Here is a 17,042-nt window from a genome sequence, read left to right on the forward strand (position 1 = left end):
GAAAGTAGGTCTTAGTGATCCGGTGGTTCTGTATGGAAGGGCCATCGCTCAACGGATAAAAGGTACTCCGGGGATAACAGGCTGATACCGCCCAAGAGTTCATATCGACGGCGGTGTTTGGCACCTCGATGTCGGCTCATCACATCCTGGGGCTGAAGCCGGTCCCAAGGGTATGGCTGTTCGCCATTTAAAGTGGTACGCGAGCTGGGTTTAGAACGTCGTGAGACAGTTCGGTCCCTATCTGCCGTGGACGTTTGAGATTTGAGAGGGGCTGCTCCTAGTACGAGAGGACCGGAGTGGACGAACCTCTGGTGTTCCGGTTGTCACGCCAGTGGCATTGCCGGGTAGCTATGTTCGGAAGAGATAACCGCTGAAAGCATCTAAGCGGGAAACTTGCCTCAAGATGAGATCTCACTGGGATCTTGAATCCCCTAAAGGGCCGTCGAAGACTACGACGTTGATAGGTTGGGTGTGTAAGCGCTGTGAGGCGTTGAGCTAACCAATACTAATTGCCCGTGAGGCTTGACCATATAACACCCAAGCAATTTGCTAGCGCAGATTGCGGTGGTGAAGACGAAACAACCGAAAGTTCGCAACATCACAAATATCGCATATCCGAATTCGCTGGGCTGTCCATCTGGACATTCTGGCAACAGAATTTCTTGACGACCATAGAGCATTGGAGCCACCTGATCCCATCCCGAACTCAGTAGTGAAACGATGCATCGCCGATGGTAGTGTGGGGTTTCCCCATGTGAGAGTAGGTCATCGTCAAGATTCATTTCGCAAAACCCCTATCTGCGCATGCAGGTAGGGGTTTTGTCTTTGTGGTGCAAAAAATCCCAAGCATACGCCGCCCCTGTGGGAGCGGGTTCACCCGCGAACGCCGGCAAGGCCGGTGCCATCCACCGCGTCGCCTGCTTTGCGGCGAAAGCCCATAAGTGCGGCGCGGGTCTTCAGGGTATGCTGCAGGATCCCCATCGCCTTGCCGGCGGGCCCTTTTCCTATGCAAGCCAACGGCCCATAGCTATCATGCCTGCCTTATTCCAAGTCGAGACTGGCATGCTGAAGTTGTTGAATCTCCTCAAGGATGGTCGGTTCCATTCCGGAGAAGCTCTGGGGGCGGCCCTCGGGGTAAGTCGCAGCGCCGTTTGGAAACAGCTGCAGCACCTGGAGAGCGAGCTGAACCTTAGTATTCACAAGGTTCGTGGGCGCGGCTATCAGCTGTCGGCGCCACTGGCTTTGCTCGATGCACATGCGATCTCCGAGTTTGCCGAAGGCGAGCATTGGCCCGTCTTCATCCACGAAACCATCGACTCGACCAATGCCGAAGGCCTGCGGCTAGCCGGGGAAGGGCAGGTCGCTCCATTTCTGGTCCTGGCCGAGCGCCAGAGCGCCGGCCGGGGTCGTCGCGGTCGGCAATGGGTCAGCCCGTTTGCCGAAAACCTGTATTACAGCCTGGTTCTCCGCGTAGATGGTGGCATGCGCCAGCTCGAGGGCTTGAGCCTGGTGGTGGGGTTGGCAGTAATGCGTACCCTGCAGGCTTTTGGGGTAAAGGATGTGGGGCTCAAATGGCCCAACGATGTCCTCGTACGCGGGCAAAAGATCACCGGTATCCTCCTGGAGTTGGTGGGCGACCCTGCAGATGTTTGTCATGTGGTGCTGGGTATCGGCATCAATGTGAACATGCAGACCAACGATCAGGTCGACCAGGTGTGGACCTCGATGCGTCGCGAAGTAGGTGCGGCAATCGATCGTAACCGGCTGGTAGCGTTGCTCAATCAGCAGTTGCAGCACGAATTGGCACGGCATCGTCGCTATGGGTTTGCCGCATTCCAGGAAGAATGGGAACAGGCGCACCTCTGGCAGGGGCGCAGTGTTTCTCTGGTTGCCGGTAGCATGCGTATTGATGGCGTGGTTCTTGGCGTCGACGGGCAGGGCGGCTTGCGCCTTGAGGTGGACGGGGTGGAGAAGAGCTTCAGTGGTGGTGAGCTCAGTTTGAGGTTGCGTGATGATTCTTGAGCTCGATTGCGGTAACAGCTTCATCAAATGGCGAGTAATCCATGTCGCTGATGCAGTGATTGAAAGCGGCGGTATCGTCGACTCCGATCAGGCGCTGGTGGCCGAAGTGGCTGCACTGGCTTCGGTGCGTCTCAGCGGTTGCCGCATTGTCAGTGTGCGCAGTGAGGAAGAAACCGATGCGCTTTGCGCGCTGATTGCCCAGGCGTTTGCCGTGCAGGCACGGGTGGCGCACCCGGCCCGGGAAATGGCGGGTGTGCGCAATGGCTATGACGATTACCAGCGCCTGGGCATGGACCGTTGGTTGGCGGCGCTGGGGGCCTTTCACTTGGCCAGGGGCGCCTGCCTGGTCATTGATCTGGGGACCGCTGCAAAAGCGGATTTCGTTGCGGCGGATGGCGAGCATCTGGGTGGCTACATCTGCCCGGGGATGCCATTGATGCGTAGCCAGTTGCGTACGCACACCCGGCGTATCCGTTATGACGATGCTTCCGCCGAGCGGGCATTGGCCAGCCTGGCGCCGGGACGCTCGACGGTCGAGGCGGTCGAGCGCGGTTGCGTGTTGATGCTTCAGGGTTTTGCGCGTACCCAGCTCGAACAGGCGCGTGCATTGTGGGGGGAGGATTTCACGGTGTTCCTCACAGGTGGCGATGCGCCGCTGGTAAAGGAGGCCGTCCCCCAGGCGCGTGTCGTGCCTGACCTGGTTTTCGTAGGCCTGGCCATGGCCTGCCCATTGGATTGAGGTGCCTATGCGTTGGTTGTTTCTGCTGTTACTGGTGCTTAACGTCTTCTATTACGTGTGGCACCAGCGGGAAGCCCCGCTGAAGGTCAAGGAAGTCGCGCCCTTGTCGCTGTACAAGGGCAATCAGCAAGAAATCCGCCTGTTGCGCGAAACAGGGGTGTCGGCACCGCCCAAGCGGCGGGACGAGTGCCTGGTGGTCGGTGGTGTGATGGGGCAGGGGCAGCTCGATGCGCTGCGTCAGCGTTTGGTGAGCTTGGATATTGCCACGCTGCCGGTGGTGGGGCAGCTGCCAGGGGCGGACGGTCGTTGGCTCAAGGTTGCCCCGGAAAGCGAGCGTTTGCTGGACCAAACCGTCCTTGCGACTCTTTCCAACGATTTCAAAGACTTAAAACACAAAATTATTTTCTGCCAGGGTATTGCAACTGTCGAATAGCTTGATAGAATGGCGCCCGCTTCACAGGGAGCACCACTTAGGTGGCAGAACTGGAAGCAGTGTCAAAGCAGCTAAGTTTCAGATTTGATTGAAAAAATTTGAAAAAACGCTTGACACTGGGACGGCAGGCAAATAGAATGCCGGCCACATCTGGAGGGATTCCCGAGCGGTCAAAGGGGACGGACTGTAAATCCGTTGCGAGAGCTTCGAAGGTTCGAATCCTTCTCCCTCCACCAGTTTTAGCGAGAGCCGCAAGCTCCGCGGGTATAGTTTAGTGGTAGAACCTCAGCCTTCCAAGCTGATGATGCGGGTTCGATTCCCGCTACCCGCTCCAAGTTTGCTGGATTTTGCGCAAAGTGTTTCGCTCTTGTAGCTCAGTTGGTAGAGCACACCCTTGGTAAGGGTGAGGTCAGCGGTTCAAGTCCGCTCAAGAGCTCCATATAAACAAGGCAGATATGAAAATATCTGCCTTTGTTTTATCAGCGCAAGACTATTTCTTCTGCGGAGGATTGTATCGATGGCTAAGGAAAAGTTTGATCGTTCCCTTCCCCACGTTAACGTCGGCACTATCGGCCACGTTGACCACGGTAAGACCACTCTGACCGCAGCTCTGACTCGCGTCTGCTCCGAAGTTTTCGGTTCGGCAGTCGTTGAGTTCGACAAGATCGACTCGGCTCCGGAAGAAAAAGCGCGCGGTATCACCATCAACACCGCTCACGTCGAGTACAACTCGAACATTCGTCACTACGCTCACGTTGACTGCCCAGGTCACGCTGACTACGTGAAGAACATGATCACCGGTGCTGCCCAGATGGACGGCGCGATCCTGGTTTGCTCGGCCGCCGATGGTCCGATGCCGCAAACCCGTGAGCACATCCTGCTGTCCCGTCAGGTAGGCGTTCCTTACATCGTGGTCTTCCTGAACAAGGCTGACCTGGTAGACGACGCCGAGCTGCTGGAACTGGTCGAGATGGAAGTTCGCGACCTGCTGTCCACCTACGACTTCCCAGGCGACGACACCCCGATCATCATCGGTTCGGCTCGTATGGCCCTGGAAGGCAAAGACGACAACGAAATGGGTACTACCGCTGTCAAGAAGCTGGTAGAAACTCTGGATGCCTACATCCCTGAGCCGGTTCGTGCCGTTGACCAGCCGTTCCTGATGCCGATCGAAGACGTATTCTCGATCTCGGGTCGTGGTACCGTTGTTACCGGTCGTATCGAGCGTGGTATCGTCCGCGTTCAGGATCCGCTGGAAATCGTTGGTCTGCGTGACACCACCACCACCACCTGCACCGGTGTTGAGATGTTCCGCAAGTTGCTGGACGAAGGCCGTGCTGGCGAGAACTGCGGCGTTCTGCTGCGTGGTACCAAGCGTGACGACGTTGAGCGTGGCCAGGTTCTGGTCAAGCCAGGTTCGGTCAAGCCGCACACCAAGTTCACCGCAGAAGTCTACGTTCTGTCGAAGGAAGAAGGCGGTCGTCACACTCCGTTCTTCAAAGGCTACCGTCCTCAGTTCTACTTCCGTACCACTGACGTGACCGGTAACTGCGAACTGCCGGAAGGCGTTGAAATGGTAATGCCAGGTGACAACATTCAGATGACTGTCACCCTGATCAAGACCATCGCAATGGAAGACGGTCTGCGCTTCGCTATCCGTGAAGGCGGTCGTACCGTCGGCGCCGGCGTCGTAGCAAAAATTATTGAATAAGTAGTTGATTTACTTGATCAGGCCGGTATAATGGCCGGCCTGATACAGCGTTACAGGTCAGTAGCTCAATTGGCAGAGCGACGGTCTCCAAAACCGTAGGTTGGGGGTTCGATTCCCTCCTGACCTGCCATTTCACCTCGGTGTGATGGCTTTCTTCTCACAGGATCCTCCTCGATGACTCCCAAAACTGAAGCCCAAGAATCGCGTTTTGATCTGTTCAAGTGGCTGGCTGTAGTGGCTTTGGTGGTTGTCGGTGTAGTGGGTAACCAGTATTACTCCGCCTCTCCGATCCTGTATCGCGTCCTTGCACTTCTCGTCCTGGCTGCTGTCGCGGGCTTTGTAGCTCTGCAGACTGCGAAGGGTAAGTCGTTCTTTGCGCTGGCGAAGGAAGCTCGTACCGAGATTCGTAAAGTCGTGTGGCCGACCCGCCAGGAAACCACCCAGACCACGCTGATTGTCGTGGCTGTCGTGCTGGTTATGGCACTGCTGCTGTGGGGTCTTGATTCCCTGCTCGGCTGGGCGGTCTCCTTGATCGTTGGCTAAAGGTGTCCCGTGGCTAAGCGTTGGTATGTTGTGCATGCTTACTCGGGTTACGAGAAGCATGTAATGCGCTCCCTGATCGAGCGCGTCAAGCTGGCTGGCATGGAAGACGGTTTCGGCGAGATCCTGGTCCCGACCGAAGAAGTCGTCGAAATGCGCAACGGCCAGAAGCGCAAGAGTGAGCGTAAATTCTTCCCTGGCTATGTACTGGTCCAGATGGAGATGAACGAAGGGACTTGGCACTTGGTCAAGGACACCCCTCGTGTGATGGGCTTTATTGGTGGCACCGCAGACAAGCCTGCGCCGATCACCGATAAAGAAGCAGAGGCTATCCTGCGTCGCGTTGCCGACGGTAGCGACAAGCCGAAGCCGAAGACGCTGTTCGAGCCTGGTGAAGTGGTTCGAGTCATTGACGGTCCGTTCGCTGACTTCAATGGTAGTGTCGAAGAGGTTAACTACGAAAAGAGTCGCCTGCAGGTAGCGGTGCTCATTTTCGGTCGCTCTACTCCGGTAGAGCTCGAGTTCAGCCAGGTCGAAAAGGTCTAGGCGGACGAAGCATCCCATACCCCGCAGCCCTGTGTGCTGCGGGGTTTTGTCGTCACTGGGATAAAACGCAAGTCATCCGGGGAGCCAGCAGGCGTTCGTACCCGATTTTGGAGTAGCTCATGGCTAAGAAGATTCAGGCTTACATCAAGCTGCAAGTTAAGGCCGGCCAGGCCAACCCAAGCCCACCCGTTGGTCCAGCACTGGGTCAACACGGTGTGAACATCATGGAATTCTGCAAGGCCTTCAACGCCCGTACCCAGGGTCAAGAAGCCGGCCTGCCGACTCCTGTTATCATCACTGTCTACAGCGACCGTAGCTTCACCTTCGAGACCAAGAGCACCCCTGCCTCGGTTCTGCTGAAGAAAGCTGCTGGCCTGACCAGTGGTTCGGCTCGCCCGAACACCGTTAAAGTCGGTACCGTTACCCGTGCTCAGCTGGAAGACATCGCCAAGGCTAAACAGGCTGATCTGACTGCCGCTGACCTGGACGCTGCTGTACGCACCATCGCTGGCTCTGCCCGCAGCATGGGCCTGAACGTGGAGGGTGTGTAATGGCTAAGCTGACCAAACGCCAAAAGGCAATCGCCGAGAAAATCGAAGCAGGCAAGGCCTACAACTTCGAAGAAGCGGCCACTCTGCTGGCTTCGCTGCCGGCTGCCAAGTTCGTAGAATCCTACGACATCGCCGTTAACCTCGGTGTTGACCCGCGTAAATCCGACCAGGTCGTACGTAGCGCTACCGTGCTGCCGCACGGCACTGGCAAGACCGTTCGCGTTGCTGTCTTCACCCAGGGTCCAGCTGCTGAAGCCGCTCTGGCTGCCGGCGCTGACCGCGTAGGTATGGACGATCTGGCTGCCGAAATGAAAGGCGGCGACCTGAACTATGACGTCGTTATCGCATCGCCTGATGCCATGCGCGTTGTAGGTCAGCTGGGTCAGGTTCTGGGTCCTCGCGGCCTGATGCCTAACCCGAAAGTTGGTACCGTGACCCCAGACGTAGCCGGCGCCGTCAAGAACGCCAAGGCTGGTCAGGTTCGCTACCGTACCGACAAGAACGGTATCATCCACACCTCCGTTGGCAAGGTCGGCTTCGAAGCCGGCAAGCTGAAGGAAAACGTTGAAGCCCTGATCGCTGATCTGAAGCGTATCAAGCCAGCTTCCTCGAAAGGTATCTACGTCAAGCGCGTTACCCTGAGCACCACCATGGGCCCAGGTCTGGTCATCGATCAGAGCTCGCTGAACGTGTAAGAACATGGTGGCGCGACCTGTCGCGCCACCAGCAAAAATTGGGGTCCCTGCCTGGCGGGGGCTATCCAAGACCGTAGGCGGCGCAAGCCTTAAAACACCAGCCCACGCAGATGGTGCTCCCGATTCGTTACCGAATCAGACACCAAAACGACATCCGGCCTCGGCCAGATGAAACGGTAAAAACCAGGAGTAAACCCGTGGCAATTAAACTCGAAGACAAGAAGGCCATCGTCGCTGAAGTCAACGAGGCTGCCAAAGTCGCTCTGTCCGCTGTCGTGGCTGATGCCCGTGGTGTGACTGTAGGCGCAATGACCGGACTCCGTAAAGAGGCCCGCGAAGCTGGCGTTTACGTACGTGTCGTACGTAACACCCTGCTGAAGCGCGCTGTTGAAGGCACCGAATTCTCGATCCTCAACGACGCGTTCAAAGGCCCGACCCTGATTGCTTTCTCCAACGAACACCCGGGCGCTGCTGCTCGTCTGTTCAAAGAGTTCGCCAAGGGTCAGGACAAGTTCGAGATCAAGGCAGCTGCGTTCGACGGCAAGTTCCTTGCCGCTAACCAGATCGACGTGCTGGCAACCCTGCCAACTCGCGACGAGGCTATCGCACAGCTGATGAGCGTAATCCAAGGTGCAACCAGCAAGCTGGCTCGTACCCTGGCAGCTCTGCGCGACCAGAAAGAAGCTGCTGCTGCCTAAGGCACGCGCAACTCTTTCAAAATCATACGTTTAATTTGATGGCTGCGTAGGCTGTCACCCCAATACAGGATTGAAGTCATGTCTCTGACTAACGAGCAAATCATCGAAGCAATCGGCCAGAAAACTGTTCTGGAAATTGTTGAACTGATCAAAGCGATGGAAGAAACCTTCGGCGTTACCGCTGCTGCCGCTGTTGCCGCTGGCCCAGCTGCTGGCGCTGCTGCCGCTGTTGAAGAGCAGACCGAGTTCAACGTCGTTCTGACCGAAGCTGGCGACAAGAAAGTAAACGTGATCAAGGCCGTTCGTGAACTGACCGGTCTGGGCCTGAAAGAAGCCAAAGAGAAAGTCGACGGCGCTCCTCAGGTTATCGCTGAAGGCGTTTCGAAAGAAGCCGCTGAAGACGCGAAGAAGAAGCTGGAAGAAGCTGGCGCTAAAGTCGAGCTGAAGTAATCTCGACCTTGCGACTCCAGTCCGAGCGTTGAGCGAAGGGCTGATGGCTGGTGGCTTATGCCACCGGCCTTTTTCCGTTATTGGTGGCCGGTCAGGCCGGCCCCGATAACAAGCTGCAAGACACCCATGTGGGTGGCGCAAACCAAGGGGTTTGCACGATTTTCTGGCTGCTCCCGCCGGGAGAAGCCAAACAAGCAGGTGACCAAGCTGGGGAACGCTGATGGCTTACTCATACACTGAGAAAAAACGTATCCGCAAGGACTTTAGCAAGTTGCCGGACGTCATGGATGTGCCTTACCTCCTGGCCATCCAGCTGGATTCGTATCGCGAATTCCTGCAAGCGGGAGCATCCAAGGATCAGTTCCGCGACGTCGGCCTGCACGCGGCCTTCAAATCGGTATTCCCGATCATCAGCTACTCCGGCAATGCTGCCCTGGAGTACGTAGGCTATCGCCTGGGCGAACCCGCCTTCGATGTGAAGGAATGTGTCCTGCGTGGCGTGACCTTCGCGGTCCCACTGCGGGTCAAGGTGCGCCTGATCATCTTCGACAAGGAATCGTCGAACAAAGCGATCAAGGACATCAAAGAGCAAGAAGTCTACATGGGTGAAATCCCCCTGATGACTGAGAACGGTACCTTCGTTATCAACGGTACCGAGCGTGTGATCGTTTCCCAGCTGCACCGTTCGCCTGGTGTGTTCTTCGACCACGACCGTGGCAAGACTCACAGCTCCGGCAAGCTGCTGTACTCCGCTCGCATCATCCCGTACCGCGGCTCCTGGCTGGACTTCGAGTTCGACCCGAAGGACTGCGTGTTCGTACGTATCGACCGTCGCCGCAAACTGCCGGCCTCGGTGCTGCTGCGTGCCCTGGGTTACAGCACTGAAGAAGTGCTGAATACCTTCTACACCACCAACGTGTTCCACATTTCCGGCGAGAAACTCAGCCTGGAACTGGTACCGCAGCGTCTGCGTGGTGAGGTTGCAGTCATGGATATCCATGACGAAACCGGCAAAGTCATCGTCGAGCAAGGCCGCCGTATTACCGCGCGCCACATCAACCAGCTCGAGAAGGCCGGCGTCAAGCAGCTGGACGTTCCTATGGAATACGTCCTGGGCCGCACTACCGCCAAGGCCATCGTGCATCCGGCTACCGGCGAGATCCTGGCCGAATGCAACACCGAGATGACCACCGAACTGCTGATCAAGGTCGCCAAGGCACAGGTCGTCCGTATCGAGACCCTGTACACCAACGACATCGATTGCGGTCCGTTCATCTCCGATACCCTGAAGATCGACACCACCAGCAACCAGCTGGAAGCCCTGGTCGAGATCTACCGCATGATGCGTCCTGGCGAACCGCCGACCAAGGATGCTGCCGAGACCCTGTTCAACAACCTGTTCTTCAGCGCCGAGCGTTACGACCTGTCCGCCGTTGGCCGCATGAAGTTCAACCGTCGTATCGGTCGTACCGAGATCGAAGGTTCGGGCGTGCTGAGCAAGGAAGATATCGTCGAGGTTCTGAAGACCCTGGTCGACATCCGTAACGGCAAAGGCATCGTCGACGACATCGACCACCTGGGTAACCGTCGTGTACGTTGCGTCGGTGAGATGGCCGAGAACCAGTTCCGCGTTGGCCTGGTGCGTGTCGAGCGCGCGGTCAAGGAACGCCTGTCGATGGCGGAAAGCGAAGGCTTGATGCCGCAAGACCTGATCAACGCCAAGCCGGTTGCGGCAGCGGTGAAAGAGTTCTTCGGTTCCAGCCAGCTGTCCCAGTTCATGGACCAGAACAACCCGCTCTCCGAGATTACCCACAAGCGCCGCGTCTCCGCACTCGGCCCAGGCGGTCTGACCCGTGAGCGTGCCGGCTTCGAAGTCCGTGACGTACACCCGACCCACTACGGCCGTGTGTGCCCGATCGAGACCCCAGAAGGTCCGAACATCGGTCTGATCAACTCCCTGGCAGCCTATGCCCGCACCAACCAGTACGGCTTCCTGGAAAGCCCGTACCGCGTGGTGAAGGAAGGCGTGGTCAGCGACGACATCGTGTTCCTGTCGGCCATTGAAGAAGCGGATCACGTCATCGCCCAGGCTTCGGCCGCGATGAACGAGAAGAAGCAACTGATCGATGAGCTGGTAGCTGTTCGTCACCTGAACGAATTCACCGTCAAGGCGCCGGAAGACGTCACCCTGATGGACGTTTCGCCGAAGCAGGTTGTTTCCGTCGCTGCGTCGTTGATTCCGTTCCTCGAGCACGACGACGCCAACCGTGCATTGATGGGTTCCAACATGCAGCGTCAGGCTGTACCGACCCTGCGCGCCGACAAGCCGCTGGTAGGTACCGGCATGGAGCGCAACGTTGCCCGTGACTCCGGTGTCTGCGTCGTTGCTCGCCGCGGTGGTGTGATCGACTCCGTCGACGCCAGCCGTATCGTTGTTCGCGTTGCCGACGACGAAGTGGAAACCGGCGAAGCAGGTGTGGATATCTACAACCTGACCAAGTACACCCGTTCCAACCAGAACACCTGCATCAACCAGCGTCCGCTGGTGAGCAAGGGTGACAAGGTCCAGCGTGGCGACATCATGGCCGACGGCCCGTCCACCGACATGGGTGAACTGGCACTGGGTCAGAACATGCGCATCGCGTTCATGGCGTGGAACGGCTTCAACTTCGAAGACTCCATCTGCCTTTCCGAGCGTGTGGTTCAGGAAGACCGCTTCACCACCATCCACATCCAGGAACTGACCTGTGTGGCGCGTGACACCAAGCTTGGCCCAGAGGAAATCACTGCGGACATCCCGAACGTGGGTGAAGCCGCACTGAACAAGCTGGACGAAGCCGGTATCGTCTACGTGGGTGCCGAAGTCGGTGCTGGCGACATCCTGGTCGGCAAAGTAACGCCAAAAGGCGAAACCCAGCTGACTCCGGAAGAGAAACTGCTGCGCGCAATCTTCGGTGAGAAGGCCAGCGACGTTAAGGACACCTCCCTGCGCGTGCCAACCGGCACCAAGGGTACCGTCATCGACGTACAGGTCTTCACCCGTGATGGCGTCGAGCGCGACAGCCGCGCCCTGGCCATCGAGAAGATGCAGCTGGACGAGATTCGCAAGGACCTCAACGAAGAGTTCCGCATCGTCGAAGGTGCAACCTTCGAGCGTCTGCGTTCTGCTCTGAACGGCCAGGTGGTCGACGGTGGCGCGGGCCTGAAGAAAGGCACCGTGATCACTGACGAAGTGCTGGATGGTCTGGAGCACGGGCAGTGGTTCAAACTGCGCATGGCCGAAGATGCACTGAACGAGCAGCTGGAAAAGGCTCAGCAGTACATCGTCGATCGTCGCCGTCTGCTGGACGACAAGTTCGAAGACAAGAAGCGCAAGCTGCAGCAGGGTGATGACCTGGCACCGGGCGTACTGAAGATCGTCAAGGTTTACCTGGCAATCCGCCGTCGCATCCAGCCGGGTGACAAGATGGCGGGTCGTCACGGTAACAAGGGTGTCGTCTCGGTAATCATGCCGGTCGAAGACATGCCGCACGACGCCAACGGTACTCCGGTCGATGTCGTACTGAACCCGCTGGGTGTACCTTCGCGTATGAACGTCGGTCAGATCCTCGAAACCCACCTGGGCCTGGCGGCCAAGGGTCTGGGCGAGAAGATCGACCGCATGATCGAAGAGCAGCGCAAGGCCGCTGAACTGCGCGTGTTCCTGACCGAGGTCTACAACGAGATCGGCGGTCGTCAGGAAAACCTGGACGAGTTCACCGACGAAGAGATCCTGGCCCTGGCCCACAACCTGAAGAAGGGCGTGCCAATGGCTACCCCGGTCTTCGACGGTGCCAAGGAGCGCGAGATCAAGGCCATGCTGAAGCTGGCCGACCTGCCAGAGAGCGGCCAGATGGTGCTGTTCGATGGCCGTACCGGCAACAAGTTCGAGCGTCCTGTGACCGTTGGTTACATGTACATGCTCAAGCTGAACCACTTGGTGGACGACAAGATGCACGCGCGTTCCACTGGTTCCTACAGCCTGGTTACCCAGCAGCCGCTGGGTGGTAAGGCGCAGTTCGGTGGTCAGCGTTTCGGGGAGATGGAAGTGTGGGCGCTGGAAGCATACGGCGCGGCATACACCCTGCAAGAAATGCTCACAGTGAAGTCGGACGACGTGAACGGCCGTACCAAGATGTACAAGAACATCGTGGATGGCGATCACCGTATGGAGCCGGGCATGCCCGAGTCCTTCAACGTGTTGATCAAAGAGATCCGTTCGCTCGGTATCGATATCGATCTGGAAACCGAATAACACGTGACGCGAAGGGGAGTGGGGCAGGTAATGCCCGCTCCCTGCTCCGCCAGGAGGAAAGGCCTTGAAAGACCTACTGAATTTGCTGAAAAACCAGGGTCAAGTCGAAGAGTTCGACGCCATCCGCATCGGTCTGGCGTCGCCTGAAATGATCCGTTCGTGGTCGTTCGGTGAAGTTAAGAAGCCGGAAACCATCAACTACCGTACGTTCAAACCTGAGCGTGACGGCCTGTTCTGCGCCAAGATCTTTGGCCCAGTCAAGGACTACGAGTGCCTGTGCGGCAAGTACAAGCGCCTCAAGCATCGCGGCGTGATCTGCGAGAAGTGCGGCGTTGAAGTTGCCCTGGCAAAAGTTCGTCGTGAGCGCATGGCGCACATCGAACTGGCCTCACCGGTTGCCCACATCTGGTTCCTGAAGTCGCTGCCGTCCCGTATCGGCCTGCTGATGGACATGACCCTGCGTGACATCGAGCGCGTGCTCTACTTCGAGAGCTACGTCGTTATCGACCCGGGCATGACGACCCTGGAAAAAGGCCAGCTGCTGAACGACGAGCAGTACTTCGAAGCGCTGGAGGAGTTCGGTGATGACTTCGACGCCCGCATGGGTGCCGAGGCTGTCCGCGAGCTGCTGCACGCTATCGACCTGGAGCACGAGATCGGTCGCCTGCGCGAAGAGATTCCGCAGACCAACTCGGAAACGAAGATCAAGAAGCTGTCCAAGCGCCTGAAGCTGATGGAAGCGTTCCAGGGTTCGGGCAACCTGCCTGAGTGGATGGTCCTGACCGTCCTGCCTGTGCTGCCGCCGGACCTGCGTCCGCTGGTACCGCTGGATGGCGGCCGCTTCGCGACCTCCGACCTGAACGACCTGTATCGTCGGGTGATCAACCGTAACAACCGTCTGAAGCGCCTGCTGGATCTGTCGGCGCCGGACATCATCGTGCGCAACGAAAAGCGCATGCTGCAGGAAGCGGTCGACGCCCTGCTGGACAACGGCCGTCGCGGTCGCGCCATCACTGGCTCGAACAAGCGTCCGCTGAAGTCCCTGGCCGACATGATCAAAGGTAAGCAAGGTCGCTTCCGTCAGAACCTGCTCGGTAAGCGTGTGGACTACTCCGGCCGTTCGGTAATTACCGTAGGCCCGACCCTGCGTCTGCACCAGTGCGGTCTGCCGAAGAAGATGGCCCTCGAGCTGTTCAAGCCGTTCATTTTCGGCAAGCTGGAAATGCGTGGTCTGGCGACCACCATCAAGGCTGCCAAGAAGATGGTCGAGCGTGAGCTGCCAGAGGTGTGGGACGTACTCGCCGAGGTGATCCGCGAACACCCCGTGCTGCTCAACCGTGCACCGACCCTGCACCGTCTGGGTATCCAGGCATTTGAACCGGTTCTGATCGAAGGTAAGGCTATCCAGCTGCACCCGCTGGTCTGTGCCGCGTACAACGCCGACTTCGACGGTGACCAGATGGCTGTTCACGTGCCGCTGACCCTGGAAGCCCAGCTCGAAGCGCGCGCGTTGATGATGTCGACCAACAACATCCTGTCGCCAGCCAACGGTGAGCCAATCATCGTTCCGTCGCAGGACGTGGTACTGGGTCTGTACTACATGACCCGTGAGGCCATCAACGCCAAGGGCGAAGGTCGCGTGTTCGCCGACCTGCAGGAAGTCGACCGCGTATTCCGCGCCGGCGAAGCTGCCCTGCACGCGAAAATCAAGGTTCGTATCAACGAAACCGTGAAAGAGCGTGACGGTTCCGTGGTCAAGAACACCCGCATCGTCGACACCACCGTCGGCCGTGCGCTGCTGTTCCAGGTTGTACCGGCAGGTCTGCCCTACGACGTGGTCAACCAGCCGATGAAGAAGAAGGCGATCTCCAAGCTGATCAACCAGTGCTACCGCGTGGTTGGTCTGAAAGAGACCGTAATCTTTGCTGACCAGCTGATGTACACCGGTTTCGCTTACTCGACCATTTCCGGCGTTTCGATTGGTGTTAACGACTTCGTTATCCCGGACGAGAAAGCTCGCATCATCGGTACCGCTACCGACGAAGTGAAGGAAATCGAGAGCCAGTACGCCTCCGGCCTGGTAACCCAGGGCGAAAAGTACAACAAGGTCATCGACTTGTGGTCGAAGGCGAACGACGAAGTGTCCAAGGCGATGATGGCCAACCTCTCGAAAGAGAAGGTCATCGATCGCGAAGGCAAGGAAGTCGAGCAAGAGTCCTTCAACTCGATGTACATGATGGCTGACTCCGGTGCGCGGGGTTCCGCAGCCCAGATCCGTCAGCTGGCCGGTATGCGTGGCCTGATGGCCAAGCCGGACGGCTCCATTATCGAGACGCCGATCACTGCGAACTTCCGTGAAGGTCTGAGCGTTCTGCAGTACTTCATTTCGACCCACGGTGCTCGTAAGGGTCTGGCGGATACCGCACTGAAGACCGCCAACTCCGGTTACCTGACTCGTCGTCTGGTAGACGTTGCCCAGGATCTGGTTGTTACCGAGATCGACTGCGGCACCGACCAGGGCCTGCTGATGACCCCGCACATCGAAGGTGGTGACGTTGTAGAACCGCTGGGTGAGCGTGTGCTGGGTCGTGTCATCGCCCGTGACGTGTTCAAGCCAGGCACCGAGGACGTCATCGTTCCGGCCGGTACCCTGGTCGACGAGAAGTGGGTCGAATTCATCGAGCTGAACAGCATCGACGAAGTGGTCGTGCGTTCGCCGATCAACTGCGAAACCCGTTACGGCATCTGCGCCAAGTGCTACGGTCGTGACCTGGCTCGCGGTCACCAGGTGAACATCGGTGAAGCTGTCGGCGTTATCGCTGCGCAGTCGATCGGTGAGCCGGGTACCCAGCTGACCATGCGTACGTTCCACATCGGTGGTGCTGCAAGCCGTACCTCGGCTGCCGACAGCGTCCAGGTGAAGAACGGCGGTATGGTGCGTCTGCACAACCTGAAGCAGGTAGAACGTGCCGATGGCAACCTGGTTGCCGTATCGCGTTCGGGCGAGTTGGCCATTGCCGACGAGTTCGGTCGTGAGCGTGAGCGCTACAAGCTGCCTTATGGTGCGGTAATTTCGGTCAAGGAAGGTGAAAAGGTCGAAGCTGGCGCTATCGTCGCCAAGTGGGACCCGCACACCCACCCGATCGTTACCGAACTGAAAGGTACCGTGACCTTCGTTGGCATGGAAGAAGGCATCACCATCAAGCGTCAGACTGACGAATTGACGGGTTTGACCAACATTGAAGTACTGGACGTCAAGGATCGCCCTGCCGCTGGCAAGGAAATCCGTCCTGCTATCAAGATGGTCGACGCTTCTGGCAAGGATCTGTACCTGCCAGGTACCGACGTACCTGCCCAGTACTTCCTGCCGGCCAACGCCCTCGTCGGCGTGGCTGACGGTGCCCAGATCGGTGTTGGTGACGTTATCGCGCGTATCCCGCAAGAAACGTCGAAGACCCGTGACATCACCGGTGGTCTGCCGCGCGTTGCCGACCTGTTCGAAGCGCGCCGTCCGAAAGAGGCCTCGATTCTGGCTGAAGTCAGCGGCACCATCGCGTTCGGCAAGGAGACCAAGGGCAAGCGTCGTCTGGTCATCACCCCGACCGACGGTAGCGATCCGTACGAAGAGCTGATTCCGAAGTGGCGCCACCTGAACGTCTTCGAAGGCGAACAGGTAAACCGCGGCGAAGTTATCTCCGACGGCCCGAGCGATCCGCACGACATTCTGCGTCTGCTGGGTGTGAGCGCGCTGGCGAAGTACATCGTCAACGAGATCCAGGACGTTTACCGTCTGCAAGGCGTTAAGATCAACGACAAGCACATCGAGACCATCCTGCGTCAGATGCTGCGCAAGGTCGAGATCACCGAGTCGGGTGACTCCAGCTTCATCAAGGGCGACCAGATGGAACTGACCCAGGTACTGGTAGAGAACGAGCGTCTCGCCAGCGAGGACAAGTTCATCTCCAAGTTCTCCCGCGTGCTGCTGGGTATCACCAAGGCCTCGCTGTCGACCGAGTCGTTCATCTCCGCGGCTTCCTTCCAGGAAACCACCCGCGTACTGACCGAAGCGGCGGTAACCGGCAAGCGCGACTACCTGCGCGGCCTGAAAGAGAACGTGGTCGTGGGTCGTCTGATTCCGGCCGGTACTGGTCTGGCCTACCACAGCGAGCGTAAGCGTCGCCGTGATGCCGACAAGCCGCTGCGTGTGAGCGCCAGTGAGGTGGAAGCCGCACTGACCGAAGCGCTGAACTCCAGCGGTAACTAAGTACAGGGCAGGGCCCCGGCAAGCCCCGAGCGATCAGCGGCGACATGAAATGTTGCCGATGATCGGACGGGGAGGGCCGGGGCCTCGTCTTGACTGGGT

Annotated in this window: 12 protein-coding genes, 4 tRNA genes and 2 rRNA genes (1 of these 18 cut by a window edge); all 18 read left to right on the forward strand. The window is 58.2% G+C overall.

The window, feature by feature from the left end; translation table 11 throughout:
- A 23S ribosomal RNA gene (locus tag NY023_RS02210) occupies positions 1–530 on the forward strand; it begins 2,362 nt to the left of the window's first position.
- 131 nt (positions 531–661) lie between these two features.
- Positions 662–777: ribosomal RNA gene (gene rrf, locus NY023_RS02215) — 5S ribosomal RNA — on the forward strand.
- Between the two features lie 285 nt (positions 778–1,062).
- The gene (gene birA / locus NY023_RS02220; RefSeq protein ID WP_013970623.1) at positions 1,063–2,022 is read left to right on the forward strand and encodes a bifunctional biotin--[acetyl-CoA-carboxylase] ligase/biotin operon repressor BirA; all 960 of its coding nucleotides are present in this window, start codon (positions 1,063–1,065) and stop codon (positions 2,020–2,022) included.
- On the forward strand, positions 2,012–2,761 hold the full coding sequence (locus tag NY023_RS02225) for a pantothenate kinase (RefSeq protein WP_013970624.1): 750 nt from the start codon (positions 2,012–2,014) through the stop codon (positions 2,759–2,761). Before birA ends, NY023_RS02225 begins: the two co-directional genes overlap by 11 nt.
- 7 nt (positions 2,762–2,768) lie before the next feature.
- Entirely contained in the window at positions 2,769–3,194 is a 426-nt protein-coding gene (locus NY023_RS02230) for a hypothetical protein (protein WP_013970625.1), read from the forward strand.
- Between the two features lie 152 nt (positions 3,195–3,346).
- Positions 3,347–3,430 (forward strand) — tRNA-Tyr (locus tag NY023_RS02235).
- A gap of 24 nt (positions 3,431–3,454) precedes the next feature.
- Positions 3,455–3,528: transfer RNA gene (locus NY023_RS02240), tRNA-Gly, on the forward strand.
- Between the two features lie 29 nt (positions 3,529–3,557).
- Positions 3,558–3,633: transfer RNA gene (locus tag NY023_RS02245), tRNA-Thr, on the forward strand.
- 78 nt (positions 3,634–3,711) lie between these two features.
- Positions 3,712–4,905 carry an elongation factor Tu gene (gene tuf / locus NY023_RS02250; protein ID WP_013970626.1) on the forward strand — a complete coding sequence of 398 codons (1,194 nt, stop codon included), beginning with the start codon at positions 3,712–3,714 and terminating at the stop codon, positions 4,903–4,905.
- A 54-nt stretch (positions 4,906–4,959) separates the two neighbouring features.
- A tRNA-Trp gene (locus NY023_RS02255) sits at positions 4,960–5,035 on the forward strand.
- 44 nt (positions 5,036–5,079) lie between these two features.
- Positions 5,080–5,448 (forward strand): preprotein translocase subunit SecE, encoded by a 369-nt coding sequence (gene secE, locus NY023_RS02260; RefSeq protein ID WP_003257081.1) that lies wholly within the window; start codon positions 5,080–5,082, stop codon positions 5,446–5,448.
- Positions 5,449–5,457: 9 nt separating this feature from the next.
- Positions 5,458–5,991: a transcription termination/antitermination protein NusG gene (gene nusG / locus NY023_RS02265; protein WP_003255501.1), complete on the forward strand. Its 534-nt coding sequence runs from the start codon at positions 5,458–5,460 to the stop codon at positions 5,989–5,991.
- Between the two features lie 119 nt (positions 5,992–6,110).
- Complete coding sequence (rplK, locus tag NY023_RS02270) at positions 6,111–6,542, forward strand: 50S ribosomal protein L11 (RefSeq protein WP_003255500.1); 432 nt, start codon at positions 6,111–6,113, stop codon at positions 6,540–6,542.
- Complete coding sequence (gene rplA / locus NY023_RS02275; RefSeq protein ID WP_013970629.1) at positions 6,542–7,237, forward strand: 50S ribosomal protein L1; 696 nt, start codon at positions 6,542–6,544, stop codon at positions 7,235–7,237. The genes rplK and rplA overlap by 1 nt, the downstream gene beginning before the upstream one ends.
- Before the next feature lie 197 nt (positions 7,238–7,434).
- Entirely contained in the window at positions 7,435–7,935 is a 501-nt protein-coding gene (rplJ, locus tag NY023_RS02280; protein ID WP_003257082.1) for a 50S ribosomal protein L10, read from the forward strand.
- A 78-nt stretch (positions 7,936–8,013) separates the two neighbouring features.
- A complete protein-coding gene (rplL, locus tag NY023_RS02285) occupies positions 8,014–8,385 on the forward strand; it encodes a 50S ribosomal protein L7/L12 (RefSeq protein ID WP_013970630.1) in 372 nt (123 codons plus the stop codon).
- Between the two features lie 220 nt (positions 8,386–8,605).
- On the forward strand, positions 8,606–12,679 hold the full coding sequence (rpoB, locus tag NY023_RS02290) for a DNA-directed RNA polymerase subunit beta (RefSeq protein WP_013970631.1): 4,074 nt from the start codon (positions 8,606–8,608) through the stop codon (positions 12,677–12,679).
- A 64-nt stretch (positions 12,680–12,743) separates the two neighbouring features.
- Positions 12,744–16,943: a DNA-directed RNA polymerase subunit beta' gene (rpoC, locus tag NY023_RS02295; protein WP_013970632.1), complete on the forward strand. Its 4,200-nt coding sequence runs from the start codon at positions 12,744–12,746 to the stop codon at positions 16,941–16,943.
- Positions 16,944–17,042: the final 99 nt, after the last annotated feature.

The organism is Pseudomonas sp. NBB (assembly GCF_032701105.1).
GTDB lineage: Bacteria > Pseudomonadota > Gammaproteobacteria > Pseudomonadales > Pseudomonadaceae > Aquipseudomonas > Aquipseudomonas asiatica.